Source organism: Staphylococcus kloosii (genome assembly GCF_032139365.1).
GTDB lineage: Bacteria > Bacillota > Bacilli > Staphylococcales > Staphylococcaceae > Staphylococcus > Staphylococcus kloosii_A.
Window position 1 is genome coordinate 24,680 of the sequence record NZ_JAVTDB010000027.1, and the last position, 16,913, is coordinate 41,592.

Here is a 16,913-nt window from a genome sequence, read left to right on the forward strand (position 1 = left end):
AGTAAATTAGGAGGCCGAAGATGCAACAATTATTATCTATGGAACATCTCACAACGGATGAAATTTATCATCTTATTCAACAAGCTTGTAAATATAAAGCGCATAATATTACAACACCACAATATAGTAACCAATTCGTAGCTAATTTATTTTTTGAAAATTCGACACGTACTAAAAGTAGCTTTATTGTTGCCGAACAAAAATTAGGTTTAAATTTAGTCGATTTTGAAACGACGACATCTTCAGTACAAAAAGGCGAGTCGCTGTATGACACGTGTAAAACATTAGAAAGTATTGGCGTAGATTTATTAGTCATAAGACATTTTCAAAATGCGTATTACGACGGGCTAAGTAATATTAATATCCCTATCATTAACGCTGGAGATGGTAGCGGCCAACACCCGACACAAAGTTTACTTGATCTAATGACTATCTATGAATCTTTCGAATCATTTAACGGTTTAAACATTGTCATTTGTGGCGACATTAAAAATTCTCGTGTGGCTAGAAGTAATTACTTTAGTCTACGTGCATTAGGTGCAAATGTAATGTTTTCTAGTCCTGATTCTTGGAAGGACGACACATTGGAAGCACCATATGTCAATATAGATGATGTTATTGAAGAAGTAGATATTGTCATGTTGTTGAGAGTACAGCATGAACGGCATCATAGTGATGAAGTTTTATCATTTGAGTCAAATGATTATCATCAACTTTATGGTTTAACTGTTGAACGTTACAATCGATTAAAGCGACAAGCGATTGTGATGCATCCAGCTCCAGTTAATAGAGGCGTAGAAATAGATAGTTCATTAGTTGAAGCACCGAAGTCACGCATTTTCCAACAAATGCAAAACGGCATGTATATACGTATGGCAGTTATTGATGCAGTTTTACAAACGAAAGGGGAACAATAATATGAAATTAATTACAAATGCTAAAGTTTTAAATAACGGAGAATTACAAGAAAATTCGATTTTAATTGATGGCAAGCAAGTTAAACAAATCGCACAAAGTATAGCAGTGGATCAAGACGTAGAAATTATTGATGCACAAGGTCAATTCGTTGCACCTGGATTAGTTGATGTTCACGTGCATTTAAGAGAACCAGGGGGAGAACATAAAGAAACAATCGCAACAGGTACAAAAGCTGCAGCTAGAGGTGGTTTTACAACTGTATGTCCAATGCCTAACACACGTCCTGTACCAGATGATGTAGAAAATTTAAGCGTATTAAATAATATTATTGCTAATGATGCAAGCGTTAGAGTATTACCTTATGCATCAATTACAAAAAGACAAGCAGGCAAAGAACATGTAGACTTCAAAGCTCTAGCAGAAAATGGGGCGTTTGCTTTTACAGATGATGGTGTAGGCGTACAAACGGCGAGCATGATGTATGAAGCAATGCAAGAAGCAGCGAAAGTAAACAAAGCAATTGTAGCTCATTGTGAAGACAATAGCTTAATTTATGGCGGCGCTATGCACGAGGGGAAAAGAAGTGCTGAATTAGACATTCCAGGTATTCCGAATATTTGTGAAGCGGTACAAATCGCACGAGATGTATTATTAGCCGAAGCAGCAAATGCACATTACCATGTATGCCACGTTTCAACGAAAGAAAGTGTACGTGTAATTAGAGATGCTAAAAAAGCAGGCATTCACGTTACTGCAGAAGTAACGCCACATCATTTATTATTAACGGAAGATGATGTACCGGGTGATGATGCAATTTATAAAATGAATCCACCATTAAGAAGTAAAGAAGATAGACAAGCCTTATTAGACGCATTAGAAGATGGCACTATTGATTGTATTGCTACAGACCATGCACCGCATGCCAAAGAAGAGAAAGATCAACCAATGACCAAAGCACCGTTTGGTATTGTAGGAAGTGAAACAGCATTTCCATTGTTATATACTCATTTTGTTAAAAATGGCTCGTGGTCATTACAACAACTTGTGGATTATTTAACAATAAAACCTGCACAAACATTTGATTTACCTTATGGTAAGCTCGAAGAAGGTAGTTTAGCAGATTTAACTATTATTAACTTAGATAAAGAAACAGAAATTAAGGCTGAAGACTTTCATTCAAAAGCTTCTAATACGCCATTTATTGGTTATCAAGTATATGGTACACCAGTGTTAACGATGGTTGAGGGTGAAGTTAAATTTAAGGAGGAGCTGTAATGTTACAAAAACGCTATCTTGTACTTGAAGACGGTTCATTTTATGAAGGATTTAAATTAGGTTCAGATGATTTAACAATCGGAGAAATTGTTTTTAATACTGCAATGACAGGTTATCAAGAAACAATCTCAGACCCATCATACACAGGACAAATCATTACGTTTACTTACCCATTAATCGGTAACTATGGTATTAATCGTGATGATTTTGAATCATTAGCATTGAGTTTAAATGGCGTAGTGGTAAAGGAAGCGAGCCAAAAGCCAAGTAATTTTAGACAACAAAAAACGTTACACGAAGTTTTAGTAGAATATAATGTACCTGGCATTTCGGGTGTGGATACAAGAAGTATTACTCGTAAAATAAGAAAGCATGGCGTGTTAAAAGCCGCTTTTACCGATAATAAAGATGAAATTGAAAACTTGGTTGAACAATTAAAAACGATAGAATTACCACGTAACGAAGTGACTACTGTATCTACTAAGACGCCTTATATTTCAACAGGCTATCACTATAGCATTGTGTTAGTTGATTTTGGTAAAAAAGAAAATATCGTTAGAGAATTAAATGCACGTGGTTGTAATGTCACAGTGGTGCCGTATGATACTTCTGCTGAAGCCATCATTAGAATGTCACCAGATGGCGTAATGTTATCTAATGGCCCTGGAGATCCAGAAGAAGTTCAAATAGCTGTACAAATGATACAAAATATTTTAGGTAAAATACCATTCTTTGGTATTTGTCTTGGCCATCAACTATTTGCACTATCTCAAGGCGCAACGTCGTTCAAAATGAAGTTTGGGCATCGTGGTGCCAACCACCCAGTTAAAGATTTAAAAACTGGCAGAGTAGCCTTAACAAGTCAAAACCATGGTTATGCAATCGATAAAGATTCATTAGCTCAAACTGATTTAGAAATAACACATATTGCTATAAACGATGATACAGTTGAAGGATTGAGACATAAAAAGTTACCTGCATTTTCAGTACAATATCATCCTGAAGCATGTCCAGGTCCATCAGATTCAAACTATTTATTTGATGAATTTATAGAAATGATTAATGAATTTAAAGTGAAGGAGAGTATGACAAATGCCTAAACGTAATGATATTAAATCTATATTAGTAATAGGTTCTGGTCCGATAATTATTGGACAAGCTGCAGAATTTGATTATGCAGGGACGCAAGCTTGTTTAGCATTAAAAGAAGAAGGTTACAAAGTTATACTCGTTAACTCAAATCCGGCGACAATAATGACTGATAAAGAAGTAGCAGACAAAGTTTATATTGAGCCTTTAACGCATGATTTTATTGCTCGTATTATTCGTAAAGAACAACCAGATGCTTTACTGCCAACATTAGGTGGCCAAACAGGTCTTAACATGGCAATTCAATTGCACGATAGTGGCGTACTTGAAACGAATAATGTGCAATTATTAGGTACAGAATTAAATTCAATTCAACAAGCTGAAGACAGAGAATTATTTAGAACATTAATGAATGATTTAAACGTGCCAGTGCCTGAAAGTGACATTGTTAATACTGTAGAACAAGCTTTCCACTTTAAAGAGCAAGTAGGTTATCCATTGATCGTTAGACCTGCATTTACTATGGGAGGTACTGGCGGCGGTATTTGTTACAATGACGACGAATTACATGAAATCGTCTCGAATGGTTTACATTATAGCCCAGCTACACAATGTTTAATTGAAAAATCAATCGCTGGATTTAAAGAGATAGAATATGAAGTAATGCGTGATAAAAATGACAATGCCATTGTAGTTTGTAACATGGAAAACATCGACCCTGTCGGCATTCATACAGGTGACTCAGTCGTCGTTGCGCCAAGTCAAACTTTGTCTGATATCGAATATCAAATGTTAAGAGACGTGTCATTAAAAGTCATTCGCGCTTTAGGTATAGAAGGTGGCTGTAACGTTCAGTTAGCGTTAGATCCTCACTCTATGGATTATTATATTATCGAAGTAAATCCACGTGTTTCTCGTTCATCTGCATTAGCTTCTAAAGCTACTGGTTATCCAATCGCAAAATTAGCGGCAAAAATTGCTGTAGGATTAACATTAGATGAAATGTTGAACCCAGTAACAGGTACTTCTTACGCAGCATTTGAACCAGCTTTAGACTATGTAATTTCTAAAATTCCACGTTTCCCCTTCGATAAATTCGAAAAAGGTGAACGTGTTCTAGGTACTCAAATGAAAGCGACAGGCGAAGTGATGGCTATTGGTAGAACTTATGAAGAATCTCTGTTAAAAGCTATCCGTTCACTAGAATATGGCGTTCACCATTTAGGATTACCTAATGGCGAGACTTTTGATTTGTCTTATATTAAAGAAAGAATACAAGATCAAGACGATGAGCGTTTATTCTTCATTGGCGAAGCAATACGTCGCGGGACAACATTAGAAGAAATTCATGAATTAACAAAAATAGACTATTTCTTCTTAAACAAATTTCAACATATTATCGATATAGAACATAACTTGAAAGCGAATAAAGGTGATATTGATTATTTAAAATTTGCTAAAAATTATGGTTTCAGTGACCGTGTCATTGCACACAGATTTGATATGACGGAAGAAGAAGTGTATGCACTAAGACAAGAAAATGGTATTCAACCTGTATATAAAATGGTCGATACATGTGCAGCTGAATTTGAATCGACAACACCTTATTATTACGGTACTTATGAACATGAAAATGAGTCAATCGTGACTGATAAAGAAAAAATATTAGTATTAGGTTCTGGTCCAATTCGTATTGGTCAAGGTGTAGAATTTGATTATGCAACAGTTCACGCTGTATGGGCGATTCAAGATGCAGGCTATGAAGCAATTATCGTTAACAACAACCCTGAAACAGTGTCTACAGACTTTTCAATTTCAGACAAACTTTATTTCGAACCTTTAACTGAAGAAGATGTCATGAATATCATTGATTTAGAACAACCAAGTGGCGTAGTCGTACAATTTGGTGGTCAAACAGCAATCAATTTAGCGGACAAGCTTAGCAAAAAAGGCGTCAAAATCTTAGGCACGTCATTAGACGATTTAAATCGTGCAGAAGATAGAAAAGAATTCGAGGCGTTATTGCATACAATCGACGTGCCACAACCTAACGGTAAAACTGCAACTTCACCATCAGAAGCATTAATTAATGCGCGTGAAATAGGCTATCCAGTCGTAGTAAGACCTTCATACGTATTAGGTGGACGTGCGATGGAAATCGTCAACAGTGATGAAGAACTTGAAAATTACATGAATCAAGCAGTTAAAGCAAGTCCAGACCACCCAGTGTTGGTAGATAGATATTTAACTGGTAAAGAAATCGAAGTAGATGCTATTTCAGATGGCGAAACGGTAATAATTCCGGGTATTATGGAACATATTGAACGTGCGGGTGTACATTCTGGTGATTCAATCGCGGTATATCCGCCTCAAACATTAACACAAAATGAAATCTATACACTTGAAGATTTTACTATTCGTTTAGCTAAAGGCTTAAACATTGTTGGTTTAATTAATATTCAATTTGTTATTGCACACGATGGTGTTTATGTACTTGAAGTAAATCCAAGATCTAGCCGTACAGTACCATTCTTAAGTAAAATTACTGATATTCAAATGGCACAATTAGCAATGCGTGCGATTATCGGCGATAAATTGAAAGATTTAGGTTTCAAAGAAGGCATTCAACCTTATTCACAAGGCGTATTTGTAAAGGCACCTGTATTCAGCTTTAATAAATTGAAAAACGTCGACATTACGCTTGGACCTGAAATGAAATCTACTGGTGAAGTGATGGGTAAAGACTTAACAATGGAAAAAGCATTGTATAAAGGTCTGACAGCAAGTGGTGTTGAAGTAAAAGATCATGGCACTGTATTAATTACGGTAAGTGATAAAGATAAAGATGAGATTATTGATATTGCCAATAGATTACATGAAGTTGGTTATAGAATATTAGCTACGCAAGGTACTGCTGCAAAATTAGCAGAACGCGCTATTCCTGCAGAAGTTGTTGGTAAAATTGGCAATGAAGATGACTTGTTAACACGTGTTCAAAATGGCGAAGTTCAAATAGTTATTAATACTATGACTAAAGGTAAAGAAGTAGAACGAGACGGCTTCCAAATTAGAAGAACAACAGTTGAAAATGGCATTCCATGTCTTACTTCATTAGATACTGCTAATGCATTAACAAATGTTATCGAAAGCATGACATTTAACATGGCAAATATGTAATGTATCTTAGAATGATTGTTAATAAAGCTTGAATTTTATACACGTTCAGTAAGGAGACCAATTTAAATGAACCAATTACCAATTATCGCACTCGATTTTAATACTGAAGATGCTGTAAATAATTTTTTAGATAACTTTGATGAGCCATTATTTGTGAAAGTAGGTATGGAGTTATTTTATCAAACAGGTCCACAACTTATTGAATCAATAAAAGAGCGTGGGCATGATATCTTCCTTGACTTGAAATTGCATGATATTCCAAATACAGTCGGCAAAGCGATGGAAGGTTTAAGTAAACTTGATGTAGATTTAGTGAATGTGCATGCAGCGGGCGGTACGACAATGATGGAACGTGCCGTCGCTGGCATTCGTAAAAATAATTCTGATATTAAAATTATTGCCGTAACACAATTAACTTCAACGAGCCAAGCAATGCTGAATGAACAACAAAATATTAAAACGTCAATGGATGAAGCGGTGTTAAATTATGCCACGCTTGCTCAAAAAGCAGGGTTAGATGGGGTAGTATGTTCACCACTTGAAACGACAATGCTAAAAAATCATTTAGGTGGATCATTTTTAAAAGTTACACCAGGTATACGTCCTGCAGATAATCAAACAGACGATCAAAAGCGGATAACAACACCAGAAGATGCTAAAAAATTAGGTTCTACGCATATCGTTGTAGGTAGACCGATAACACAAAGTGACGATCCTGTCGCTAGTTATCACAAAATTAAAGAAAGTTGGTTAGGTTAATATGACAAAAAGTATAGCGCAATCATTATTAGATATTGGTGCAGTTTCACTATCACCCAATGATTTATTTACTTGGAGTTCAGGAATTAAATCACCAATATATTGCGACAACAGAGTGACGTTAGGCTATCCAAAAGTGAGAACTGAAATTAGAGATGGCTTAAGTGCGTTAATTAAAGAAAAATTTTCAAATGTAGAAATCGTATCAGGTACTGCAACGGCTGGTATTCCTCATGCAGCATATGTATCTGAAGTATTGAATTTACCAATGAACTATGTACGCTCTAAAAGTAAAAGTCATGGTAAACAAAATCAAATTGAAGGCGCATTAAGTAAAGGTAAAAAAGTTGTTGTTATTGAAGATTTAATTTCAACTGGTGGGTCTTCAATTACTGCCGTAGATGCTTTGAAAGAAGCAGGTGCTGAAGTATTAGGCGTCGTGGCTATTTTTACTTATGGTTTGAACAAAGCAGATGAATTATTTAATGACGTAGGTGTTCCATTTTACACTTTAAGCGACTATAATGAATTAATAGAAGTAGCTAAAGATAATGGGGATATTTCAGAAGAAGATATTAAGACATTAGTTGAATGGAGAGACAACTTAGCATAAAATGTTAAGCAGAGGGGGTAATATCATGTCAAATAACCCACACGATGTTTACCGACAGTTTTCTCATGTAAACAAATTTTTATCTAAAACTGATGATTATCGCAATGAACATAATACAAATGATCAAAATGAATGGTTATCCTCGGCTTCAGATAAAAACATTTTTAAAAAAGCAAAATCTGACATTAAAGCCAAAGGACATATTTAATAGTAAAAAAGAGATCGAGACTAAGTTTTCAATTGGGTCTCGCTCTCTTTTTAATATTTAACGTATAAAAATTTTCGTTAGAATATAACCTAGCAATATAAAAGCTGCGGCTACTAGTAATGAAATAATATAGATCATGTTATCGAACCTCCAAAGATTGATTGAGTGAAAATAAAAGCCATAAAAATTATTTTTATAGGTAATATTAATTTAAGAAGATGTAGATAAATACTTATATATATATGCTAAACTATTTGCTATTTATAGTAAGACGTTTTTCTCTTTTTATCAATCATTTACTTATTACAATACCCGTATTTTAACATAGACAAATTAAAAACCACGGATAATTAATTATCGTTAGGAGCTGCGTATGAAAAAACTATTCAAAGACCACTATAAAAATGTACTCTTTTGTATTATTGGCTCATTTATTAACGCACTTGGCGTTAGCTTTTTTATTTTAGGAGCAAATATGGGCGATGGCGGTACGATTGGAATATCTTTAGCGCTTAAATATACGTTAGGATTTTCACCTGCTATATCCTCATTAATCATTAACACATTAGTTATTATTATAGGGTGGAAGTTTTTAAGTAAAGCTACTGCGGTATACACATTTATTACAAATACTGCGCTGTCATTCTTTTTAAGGTTGACTGAAGATTTCAATTTAGGCATTCATGATTTTATTATAAGTTCAGTATTTGGTGGTGTATTCATTGGTATTGGATGTGGATTTATCATAGCAGCAGGTAGTACTGCAGGTGGTACTTCGGTCATCGCTAAGATGTTAAATAAATATTTTGACGTTAAAACCTCTCAAGGTATTTTTATTTTAGATGGGTTAGTCGTGTTGTCATTTTTACTCGTTTTACCTTTGAAAAATGTATTATTCACAATTATTATGTTATTTATTACAGAACGTGCCACTTCATTTATTATTGAAGGATTCAATCCTAAAAAAGCTGTTACTGTTATTTCTAGTAAAAGTGAAGATATTAGTAATGCGATAAATTCCTTTACTGGTAGAGGTTCTACTTTATTAAAAGGTATGGGTGGTTATGGCAAAACAGAAACGAGTATGTTATATGTTGTCGTTCCGCAATCACAAGTAACACGTGTTAAACGAATGGTCAGTGAAATTGATGAAAATGCCTTTTTAGTTATACATGATGTACGAGATGTGCTAGGTAATGGCTTTATGAATATGAATTAGCTATAAATAGCACAACTCGATTTATAATAATAATATCGTTATGATATAAGTAGATAGAAAAGTAGAGAGGGGTAAAATGATGCTTATACCTAAAGTTACAACCTTTTTGATGTTTAATGGAAATGCTGAAGAAGCAATAAATTTATACGTTAATACTTTTGACGATGCTGAAATTTTAACTTTAGTTAAATATGGCGAAGATAGTGGTGAAATGGCTGGCGCTGTACAACATGCAATATTTCGAATTAAAGATCAAGTATTGATGGCCATAGATAATGTGAATGGTGTTGATATTGATATGACACCTGCAATGTCTTTATATGTAACAGTAGAAAGTACCATGGAAATGGAACATTTATTTAGTAAATTAAAAAGCGGTGGCGCTATATTGATGCCAAAAACAGAAATGCCACCAACATTCAGAGAATTTACTTGGATTGTCGATAAATTTGGCGTTAACTTCCAATTAGCTTTACCAGAAAAGCAATAACAAAAGAAGCTGAAAACTTGAATGATCATTCAAGTTTTCAGCTTTTATTTATTATTCTTTTGTTGTTAGTTATCGTTTTTCATCTTTTGGATATGATCGTAGTCAGGCGTAACGAATAATGTTTTTTGATTGTCATAAGTGACAAAGCCAGGTTTAGCACCAGAAGGTTTGTGCACATGTTTGATTTCGGTATAATCTACAGGGATTTGACTTGAATTACCAGCTTTAGAAAAGTAAGCAGACAACATCGCCGCTTCTTTAATCGTTTCATCGCTAGGATTATCATCAAGGATGACGACGTGTGAACCTGGAATATCTTTAGTATGGAACCAAATATGGCTTTTATTCGCTTTTTTGTTCGTTAAATAATCATTTTGTTTATTATTTTTACCAACTAAGATGTGTGTACCATCTGTTGCTAGATAACTTTGTAATTTAAGTTCTGGTTTTTTCTTTTTCTTACTTTGTTTACGTTGTTTCATAAAGCCTTGTTCAGCTAACTCATCTCTAATATCATCGATTTCATTAACTGTGATATGTGCGAGTTGCTGTTCGATATTTTCAAAGTAATTAATATTTTCTTTTGTTAAAGCAATTTGTTTATCTAACTCGTGGTCACGCGTCTTCAATCTATTATATTGTTTGTAATAGTATTGTGCATTGACCGATGGCGATTTGGTAGGATTAAGCGGAATGGTTACTTCTTCATTCGTATAATAATTTAGTGCAGTTACATTTTCATCGCCTTGTTTAATACGATATATATTTGCGGTAATTAATTCACCATAAAGTTGTTGTTTATCTTTTTCTTTCGTTGCTTCTTGTTCATCAATAAGCTTACTTAATTTATTTTGATATTTATGCAATTGTTGTTGTACAAATTTTACTAAATCATTTGCACGTTGTTTCACACGTTCTCTTTCGCCACGTGCTTCATAATAACGATCTAGCAATTCGTGTAATGAATCGTAAACCGTCATGTCGTCATGAAATTGTTGCAATTTCATAAAATAAAAGTCTTCTTTTCCAGTTTCATGATTTTTATGAAAGACAGGTGTAGGCTCAGTTTTTACTTCAGATAACACTTCGTCAAATGCTTCTGGCAAAGTTTCACTTGTCATAAATTGTCTACGACTCACAATTTCATTAGTTATTAAAGGACTGAAACCTTCAAAATGATTGAGTAATTGTTTAGCGATTTTACCACTATTAAAGTCAATATACTGTGTCACTTCAGCGCCAGTAATTTCAAATGGATTCATTTTATTTTGAGTTGGCGGTGTTTCGTATTGGAAACCGGGCATAACAGTACGATATTGGTTAGTATTTGGTGTTAAATGTTTGAAACCTTCAATAATTTTACGCTTGTCATCGACGAGAATTAAATTACTGTGTTTACCCATGATTTCCAAAATAATAGTACGATAAATCGTATCGCCAATTTCATCTTTACTTTCTACGTCTATTTCAATTCTACGGTCATTGCCAATTTGTTTAATTGCCTTAATAAAGCCACCCTCTAAATGTTTACGAAAAACACGTGCAAACATAGGTGGATCAAAAGGGTTATCATATTTTTTATTAGTCAGTTGTAACCTAGAAAAACTAGGATGTATGGATAATAATAGTTGATGGTTTTTACGGTTTTGGCGGACCACCATAATTATTGTATCGTTTTCAGGTTGATTGATTTTGTGAATTCTTCCACTTGTTAAAAATTGTAGAGATTCAACCATTTTTTTCGTGAATAAGCCATCATATGCCATTTAAGTCAGCCACCTTATTTTAAGTCATTCATTTAATTGTAACATGTAGCAATCATTTGGTCATAGGTAAAGATTGTTATAAGTATGCTATACAATTAAAGCTTTGTTATGGTATCATATGTAAATAATATAGTATAGCTTAGAGAGGTTATAAGGAATGGATAATGAGAAAGGTTTGTTGATAGTACTATCTGGGCCATCTGGTGTTGGTAAAGGTACAGTTAGAAAGAAAATATTCGATGATCCATCTACATCTTACAAATATTCTATTTCTATGACGACACGTGAAATGCGCGTTGGAGAAGTCGATGGTGTTGATTACTTTTTCAAATCAAAGGCTGAATTTGAAGAATTAATTAAGCAAGATCAATTTATAGAATATGCTGAGTATGTAGGGAACTATTATGGAACTCCTGTTCAATATGTTAAAGATACAATGGACCAAGGTTATGATGTATTTTTAGAAATTGAGGTTGAAGGAGCCAAGCAAGTACGTAAAAAATTTCCTGACGCTTTATTTATATTTCTCGCTCCACCAAGCTTAGACCATTTACGTGAACGTTTAGTCGGTCGAGGCACTGAATCGGATGAGAAAATTCAAAGTCGTGTTAAAGAAGCTAGAAATGAAGTTGAAATGATGAACTTATACGATTATGTTGTTGTCAATGACGAGGTTGAATTAGCTAAGCAACGCATTCAATCAATCGTGGAAGCAGAACATTTAAAAAGAGAACGTATAGAAGCAAGATATAGAAAAATGATATTGGAGGCCAAAAAATAATGTTATACCCACCATTAAACCAATTAACTGCTAAAATAAACTCTAAATATTTAATCGCCACTACTGCTGCGAAGCGCGCGCGTGAATTAGAAGATGTAGAAGATACAGAATTACTTGAACGCTATAGATCAAAAAAAGCTGTTGGTAGAGCTTTAGAAGAAATAGCTGAAGGTAAAGTTTACCCAGATGGCGTACAAAACTAAATTTTAAGCTCATACTAAAAGCATTGTGAGACATACCTTTAACTTCGAGGTGTGTCTTTTTTATAATTTTAATCTTTTGTGTATAATTAGCGATGAAAGCGTAAAGAGAACGTTAAAATCAAACACTTGCAACATCGAATTAACGTGTTGGTGTGAGTTGAATTGAGTTTTATGGAGGTAACTTTATAATGAAAAATATATTATTAGCAGTTACTGGTGGAATTGCAGCTTATAAAGCTATAGATTTAACTAGTAAATTGTCACAAGCTGGTTATGATGTGCGCGTCATGTTAACAGATAATGCACAAGAATTTGTTACTCCGTTATCATTCCAAGCTATTAGCAGAAACACTGTCTATACAAACACTTTTCTTGAACAAAATCCTCAAGAAATACAACACGTTGCGCTTGGAGACTGGGCAGATGTTATTATCGTAGCACCTGCTACTGCAAACACTATAGCAAAGTTAAGTAATGGTATCGCTGACGATATGGTAACTTCAACTTTATTAGCTACGGAAACACCTAAATTTATTGCACCTGCAATGAATGTGCATATGTACGAAAATAAAAGAACGCAACAGAATATGTCTACTTTAAGTGAAGATGGGTACCATTTTATCGAACCGGGTGAAGGTTATTTAGCATGTGGTTATGTTGCAAAGGGTCGTATGGAAGAACCGTTACAAATTTTAGCTAAAATAGAACATTTTATAAACAATAAGCAAATAGATAAAGAAATTGATTATAGTACATTTAATGGTAAAAATGCGTTAGTTACCGCGGGACCAACAATAGAAGTGCTTGATCCGGTACGTTACTTATCCAATCGTTCATCAGGAAAAATGGGCTATGCCTTAGCAGAGGCTTTAGCGAAACGAGGCGCAAACGTAACAATTGTAAGCGGGCCTACACATTTGCCGCAACCACAATCTAAAAACATAACTTTAGTAAAAGTACAAAGCGCAGAAGAAATGTTTGAAGCTGTTGCATCAAGATACGAACAGTTAGATATCGTATTTAAGGCAGCAGCAGTATCAGATTATGCTCCGAGTGAAACACTTAATCATAAATTGAAAAAGCAAGATGGAGAACTGTCGGTAACGTTTAAACGCACACCGGATATTTTAAAATATCTAGGCGAACATAAAACACATCAATATTTAGTAGGGTTTGCAGCAGAAACACAAAATATTGATGACTATGCACAACAAAAGTTAGTCAAAAAAAATGCTGATGTAATCATAGCTAATAATGTAGGTGATACATCTATTGGTTTTAGTTCAGATGATAATGATTATACGATGCATTTTGCAACTAAAGATGCCGTAAAACTCGGTAAAGATACTAAAAAAGCGCTTGCCGATAAAATATTAAATGAACTTGAAGCAAGGTGGCAATAATATGATAGCGAAAGTAATCGTTGATATACCGTCCAAAAGTGTTGATTTCACATTTGATTATATTATCCCAACACGATTACAATCTATTCTACAAATTGGTATGAGAGTTATTGTGCCATTTGGTCCAAGAACAATTCAAGGTTATGTAATGTCAATTACTGAAACACCAGATGAACAACTTGATACTTCAAAATTAAAAGAGGTTAAAGAAGTACAGGATATTAGACCAGAATTGACGCCTGAATTAATTGAATTAAGTGAGTGGTATAGTCAATATTTCGTGACGAAACGCATTTCAATGTTAGAAGTCATGTTACCTAGCGCAATTAAAGCTAAATATACTAAAGTTTTTAAACTCAATGATGAGCAATTGATGCCATCTTCGTTATTAAGTAAATTTAACAGCGACGGTCATTATCTGTATAAAGAAGCGCAACGTAATGACGATATTACCGAACTCGTGCAATATCTAAATAACGGAGCCATTACAGAAGAAACAATCTTGTCGCAAAACACAACAAAGAAAAAGCAACGTGCCGTTAAAGTTACCGAGGGTTGTAACTATGATGAAGTTTTACAAACGCTTGAAAAATCAGCTAAACAATATGATTTATATGCATATTTGATAGATGAAAGACATCATACCGTTTTGTTGAGAGATATAGAAGAGATGGGTTTGTCTAAATCTAGTATAGATACACTAGTTAAAAAAGGTTACGTTGAAAAATATGACACCGTAGTAGAACGTGATCCGTTTGAAACACGTGTATTTGAACAAGAAGCCAAACAAGCCTTGACAGATTCTCAACAAATGGCCTTTGATGCAATCTCAGCAAAAGTAAATGCACATGAACAACAAACGTTTTTACTTCACGGTGTCACTGGTTCGGGCAAGACAGAAGTTTACTTGCATACTATTGAAGAAGTGTTGGAACTCGGCAGAGAGGCTATGATGTTAGTGCCAGAAATTGCCCTAACACCTCAAATGGTATTACGTTTCAAACGCCGGTTTGGTGATGATGTTGCAGTACTACACTCTGGTTTATCGAAAGGTGAACGTTATGATGAGTGGCAAAAGATTCGTGATGGACGAGCTCGAGTGAGTGTCGGTGCTAGATCTAGCGTCTTTGCGCCATTTAAAAACCTAGGTATGATTATTATAGATGAAGAACATGAATCATCTTATAAGCAAGAAGATTATCCTCGTTATCATGCCAGAGATATTGCACAATGGAGAAGTCAATTCCATAACTGTCCTTTAATTTTAGGGAGTGCAACGCCAAGTCTAGAATCTTATGCACGTGCAGATAAAAAGGTATATGATTTATTGCCATTACCTACAAGAGTTAATAATCAAGCTATGCCAGAAATCGAGATTGTAGATATGCGCGTGGAATTAAGCGAAGGCAATCGTTCAATGTTCTCTAATAAATTACGTGACGCAATTCAAACTCGTTTAGAAAAGAAGGAACAAATCGTCTTATTCTTAAACCGTCGAGGTTATGCTTCATTTATGCTTTGTAGAGACTGTGGACATGTGCCACAATGCCCTAATTGTGATATTTCGCTAACATATCATAAGTCGGCAGACCAGTTAAAATGTCATTACTGTGGCTATCAAGAAACACCCTCAAATTCATGTGCAAACTGTGACAGTGAACATATTCGTCAAGTTGGAACAGGTACACAACGTGTGGAAGAGTTGTTACAGCGAGAATTTCCTGAAGCTAATATCATTCGTATGGATGTGGATACAACTTCTAGAAAAGGCGCACATGAAAAATTATTAAATGATTTTGGTGCAGGTAAAGGTGATATATTATTAGGGACGCAAATGATTGCTAAAGGTTTAGACTTTCCTAATATTACACTCGTTGGCGTGTTAAATGCGGATACGATGTTAAATTTACCAGATTTCCGGTCAAGTGAACGTACGTTTCAGTTATTAACACAAGTTGCTGGTAGAGCAGGGCGACATGATAAAGAGGGAGAAGTATTAATACAAACCTATAATCCCGATCATTATGCTATTAAAGATGTGCAATTGAATGACTATTTGTCATTTTACGATAAAGAAATGAATTATAGAAAATTAGGTAAATATCCACCATATTTCTTTTTAATCAACTTTACTATTGCACACCAAGATATGAAAAAAGTTATGGAAGCATCTAAACATATCCACAAAATTTTAGTGCAACACATTTCAGATAAAGCATTTGTACTAGGCCCATCACCAGCGGCCTTATCTAGAATAAATAACGAATATCGCTTCCAAATTCTAATTAAATATAAAAATGAACCAGCGTTACATGAAGCATTACAATATTTAGACGATTATTATCATGGTGAATATTTAAAACATAAATTATCATTGAAAATCGATATTAATCCACACATGATGATGTAATATAGTTTTCTAAATGGCTTGAAACAAGTATTTAAAAATCTTTAAAAGTGTAGCTGAAATATAAAAGAAGCAAAAAAAGGGCAGATTGTTTAACTAAGAATATTTTTTAATTTCTCTGTTAGCGGTTTGTCCATTTTTTTTGTTACTTGCGTGTATATCTGAATAGCCATCAAACTTACTAGAATATTTAATAACCTACTTTAAAACACTTAATTTTCTTCTAACCTGATTTGCAGAAAATGATGCTTTTGAATCGGTATCTAATGATTTATCATCAGTTTTTAATTTAAACATATGACTATAATTAATTAGTACCTATTTCCCTTTATTTGTAACTTCTATATCAGTAATTAAACCAGTATCTTTGACTATTGTTGGTAATACAGAAGGACCAACTTATATAGAGTTAGTTACTGAATATACTGTTACTTCCTAAATTATCATTTATTGTAGTGTGGTTTATTTTGTATGTTCTAATATTTTCGAAGATTTTGAATTACTAGTTTTGTAATATTAGAATTAGTAAATAAAACTAAAAATGCAGAAATACCAATAATTGTTATGATCAAAAGTACAAAACAATTACTACAACCCATCAGCCA

Annotated in this window: 14 protein-coding genes; 13 read left to right on the plus strand and 1 reads right to left on the minus strand. The window is 34.1% G+C overall.

Annotation, left to right across the window (positions count from 1 at the left end; all coding sequences use genetic code 11):
* Positions 1-20 precede the first annotated feature (20 nt).
* From RPL90_RS03040 to RPL90_RS03080, 9 genes are all read left to right on the plus strand, one after another.
* On the plus strand, positions 21-917 hold the full coding sequence (locus RPL90_RS03040; RefSeq protein ID WP_313544676.1) for an aspartate carbamoyltransferase catalytic subunit: 897 nt from the start codon (positions 21-23) through the stop codon (positions 915-917).
* A gap of 1 nt (position 918) precedes the next feature.
* Positions 919-2,193, plus strand: a complete 1,275-nt coding sequence (locus RPL90_RS03045; RefSeq protein WP_313544692.1) for a dihydroorotase — start codon at positions 919-921, stop codon at positions 2,191-2,193.
* On the plus strand, positions 2,193-3,293 hold the full coding sequence (locus RPL90_RS03050; RefSeq protein WP_313544708.1) for a carbamoyl phosphate synthase small subunit: 1,101 nt from the start codon (positions 2,193-2,195) through the stop codon (positions 3,291-3,293). Before RPL90_RS03045 ends, RPL90_RS03050 begins: the two co-directional genes overlap by 1 nt.
* A complete protein-coding gene (gene carB, locus RPL90_RS03055) occupies positions 3,286-6,459 on the plus strand; it encodes a carbamoyl-phosphate synthase large subunit (RefSeq protein WP_313544748.1) in 3,174 nt (1,057 codons plus the stop codon). Before RPL90_RS03050 ends, carB begins: the two co-directional genes overlap by 8 nt.
* A gap of 66 nt (positions 6,460-6,525) precedes the next feature.
* Positions 6,526-7,218 carry an orotidine-5'-phosphate decarboxylase gene (pyrF, locus tag RPL90_RS03060; protein ID WP_313544759.1) on the plus strand — a complete coding sequence of 231 codons (693 nt, stop codon included), beginning with the start codon at positions 6,526-6,528 and terminating at the stop codon, positions 7,216-7,218.
* Position 7,219: 1 nt separating this feature from the next.
* Entirely contained in the window at positions 7,220-7,831 is a 612-nt protein-coding gene (pyrE, locus tag RPL90_RS03065; RefSeq protein WP_313544772.1) for an orotate phosphoribosyltransferase, read from the plus strand.
* Positions 7,832-7,856: 25 nt separating this feature from the next.
* Positions 7,857-8,039: a hypothetical protein gene (locus RPL90_RS03070; RefSeq protein ID WP_313544788.1), complete on the plus strand. Its 183-nt coding sequence runs from the start codon at positions 7,857-7,859 to the stop codon at positions 8,037-8,039.
* A gap of 373 nt (positions 8,040-8,412) precedes the next feature.
* Positions 8,413-9,258: a YitT family protein gene (locus RPL90_RS03075; protein WP_313544801.1), complete on the plus strand. Its 846-nt coding sequence runs from the start codon at positions 8,413-8,415 to the stop codon at positions 9,256-9,258.
* Positions 9,259-9,337: 79 nt separating this feature from the next.
* Positions 9,338-9,748 (plus strand): VOC family protein, encoded by a 411-nt coding sequence (locus RPL90_RS03080; protein WP_313544958.1) that lies wholly within the window; start codon positions 9,338-9,340, stop codon positions 9,746-9,748.
* Positions 9,749-9,813: 65 nt separating this feature from the next.
* Here RPL90_RS03080 and RPL90_RS03085 read toward each other — a convergent pair whose 3' ends face one another.
* Positions 9,814-11,514, minus strand: coding sequence for an Rqc2 family fibronectin-binding protein (locus RPL90_RS03085; RefSeq protein WP_313544816.1), 1,701 nt, complete (start codon positions 11,512-11,514; stop codon positions 9,814-9,816).
* A 157-nt stretch (positions 11,515-11,671) separates the two neighbouring features.
* Between RPL90_RS03085 and gmk the strand changes: the two genes are divergently transcribed.
* From gmk to priA, 4 genes are all read left to right on the plus strand, one after another.
* On the plus strand, positions 11,672-12,295 hold the full coding sequence (gene gmk, locus RPL90_RS03090; protein ID WP_195716003.1) for a guanylate kinase: 624 nt from the start codon (positions 11,672-11,674) through the stop codon (positions 12,293-12,295).
* Positions 12,295-12,498, plus strand: coding sequence for a DNA-directed RNA polymerase subunit omega (gene rpoZ / locus RPL90_RS03095; RefSeq protein WP_048794115.1), 204 nt, complete (start codon positions 12,295-12,297; stop codon positions 12,496-12,498). Before gmk ends, rpoZ begins: the two co-directional genes overlap by 1 nt.
* A 188-nt stretch (positions 12,499-12,686) precedes the next feature.
* Positions 12,687-13,901, plus strand: coding sequence for a bifunctional phosphopantothenoylcysteine decarboxylase/phosphopantothenate--cysteine ligase CoaBC (gene coaBC, locus RPL90_RS03100; RefSeq protein WP_313544908.1), 1,215 nt, complete (start codon positions 12,687-12,689; stop codon positions 13,899-13,901).
* A gap of 1 nt (position 13,902) precedes the next feature.
* Entirely contained in the window at positions 13,903-16,311 is a 2,409-nt protein-coding gene (gene priA, locus RPL90_RS03105; protein WP_313544928.1) for a primosomal protein N', read from the plus strand.
* The last annotated feature ends 602 nt before the right edge of the window (positions 16,312-16,913 follow it).

What these genes read in the sequence shown, in the direction of transcription:
- gmk (WP_195716003.1), top strand. Translation starts at nt 11,672, where the DNA reads ATGGATAATGAGAAAGGTTTGTTGATAGTACTATCTGGGCCATCTGGT.
- pyrE (WP_313544772.1), top strand. Translation starts at nt 7,220, where the DNA reads ATGACAAAAAGTATAGCGCAATCATTATTAGATATTGGTGCAGTTTCA.
- carB (WP_313544748.1), top strand. Translation starts at nt 3,286, where the DNA reads ATGCCTAAACGTAATGATATTAAATCTATATTAGTAATAGGTTCTGGT.
- RPL90_RS03070 (WP_313544788.1), top strand. Translation starts at nt 7,857, where the DNA reads ATGTCAAATAACCCACACGATGTTTACCGACAGTTTTCTCATGTAAAC.
- RPL90_RS03045 (WP_313544692.1), top strand. Translation starts at nt 919, where the DNA reads ATGAAATTAATTACAAATGCTAAAGTTTTAAATAACGGAGAATTACAA.
- coaBC (WP_313544908.1), top strand. Translation starts at nt 12,687, where the DNA reads ATGAAAAATATATTATTAGCAGTTACTGGTGGAATTGCAGCTTATAAA.
- RPL90_RS03085 (WP_313544816.1), bottom strand. Translation starts at nt 11,514, where the DNA reads ATGGCATATGATGGCTTATTCACGAAAAAAATGGTTGAATCTCTACAA.
- priA (WP_313544928.1), top strand. Translation starts at nt 13,903, where the DNA reads ATGATAGCGAAAGTAATCGTTGATATACCGTCCAAAAGTGTTGATTTC.
- RPL90_RS03075 (WP_313544801.1), top strand. Translation starts at nt 8,413, where the DNA reads ATGAAAAAACTATTCAAAGACCACTATAAAAATGTACTCTTTTGTATT.
- RPL90_RS03050 (WP_313544708.1), top strand. Translation starts at nt 2,193, where the DNA reads ATGTTACAAAAACGCTATCTTGTACTTGAAGACGGTTCATTTTATGAA.
- RPL90_RS03080 (WP_313544958.1), top strand. Translation starts at nt 9,338, where the DNA reads ATGCTTATACCTAAAGTTACAACCTTTTTGATGTTTAATGGAAATGCT.
- rpoZ (WP_048794115.1), top strand. Translation starts at nt 12,295, where the DNA reads ATGTTATACCCACCATTAAACCAATTAACTGCTAAAATAAACTCTAAA.
- pyrF (WP_313544759.1), top strand. Translation starts at nt 6,526, where the DNA reads ATGAACCAATTACCAATTATCGCACTCGATTTTAATACTGAAGATGCT.
- RPL90_RS03040 (WP_313544676.1), top strand. Translation starts at nt 21, where the DNA reads ATGCAACAATTATTATCTATGGAACATCTCACAACGGATGAAATTTAT.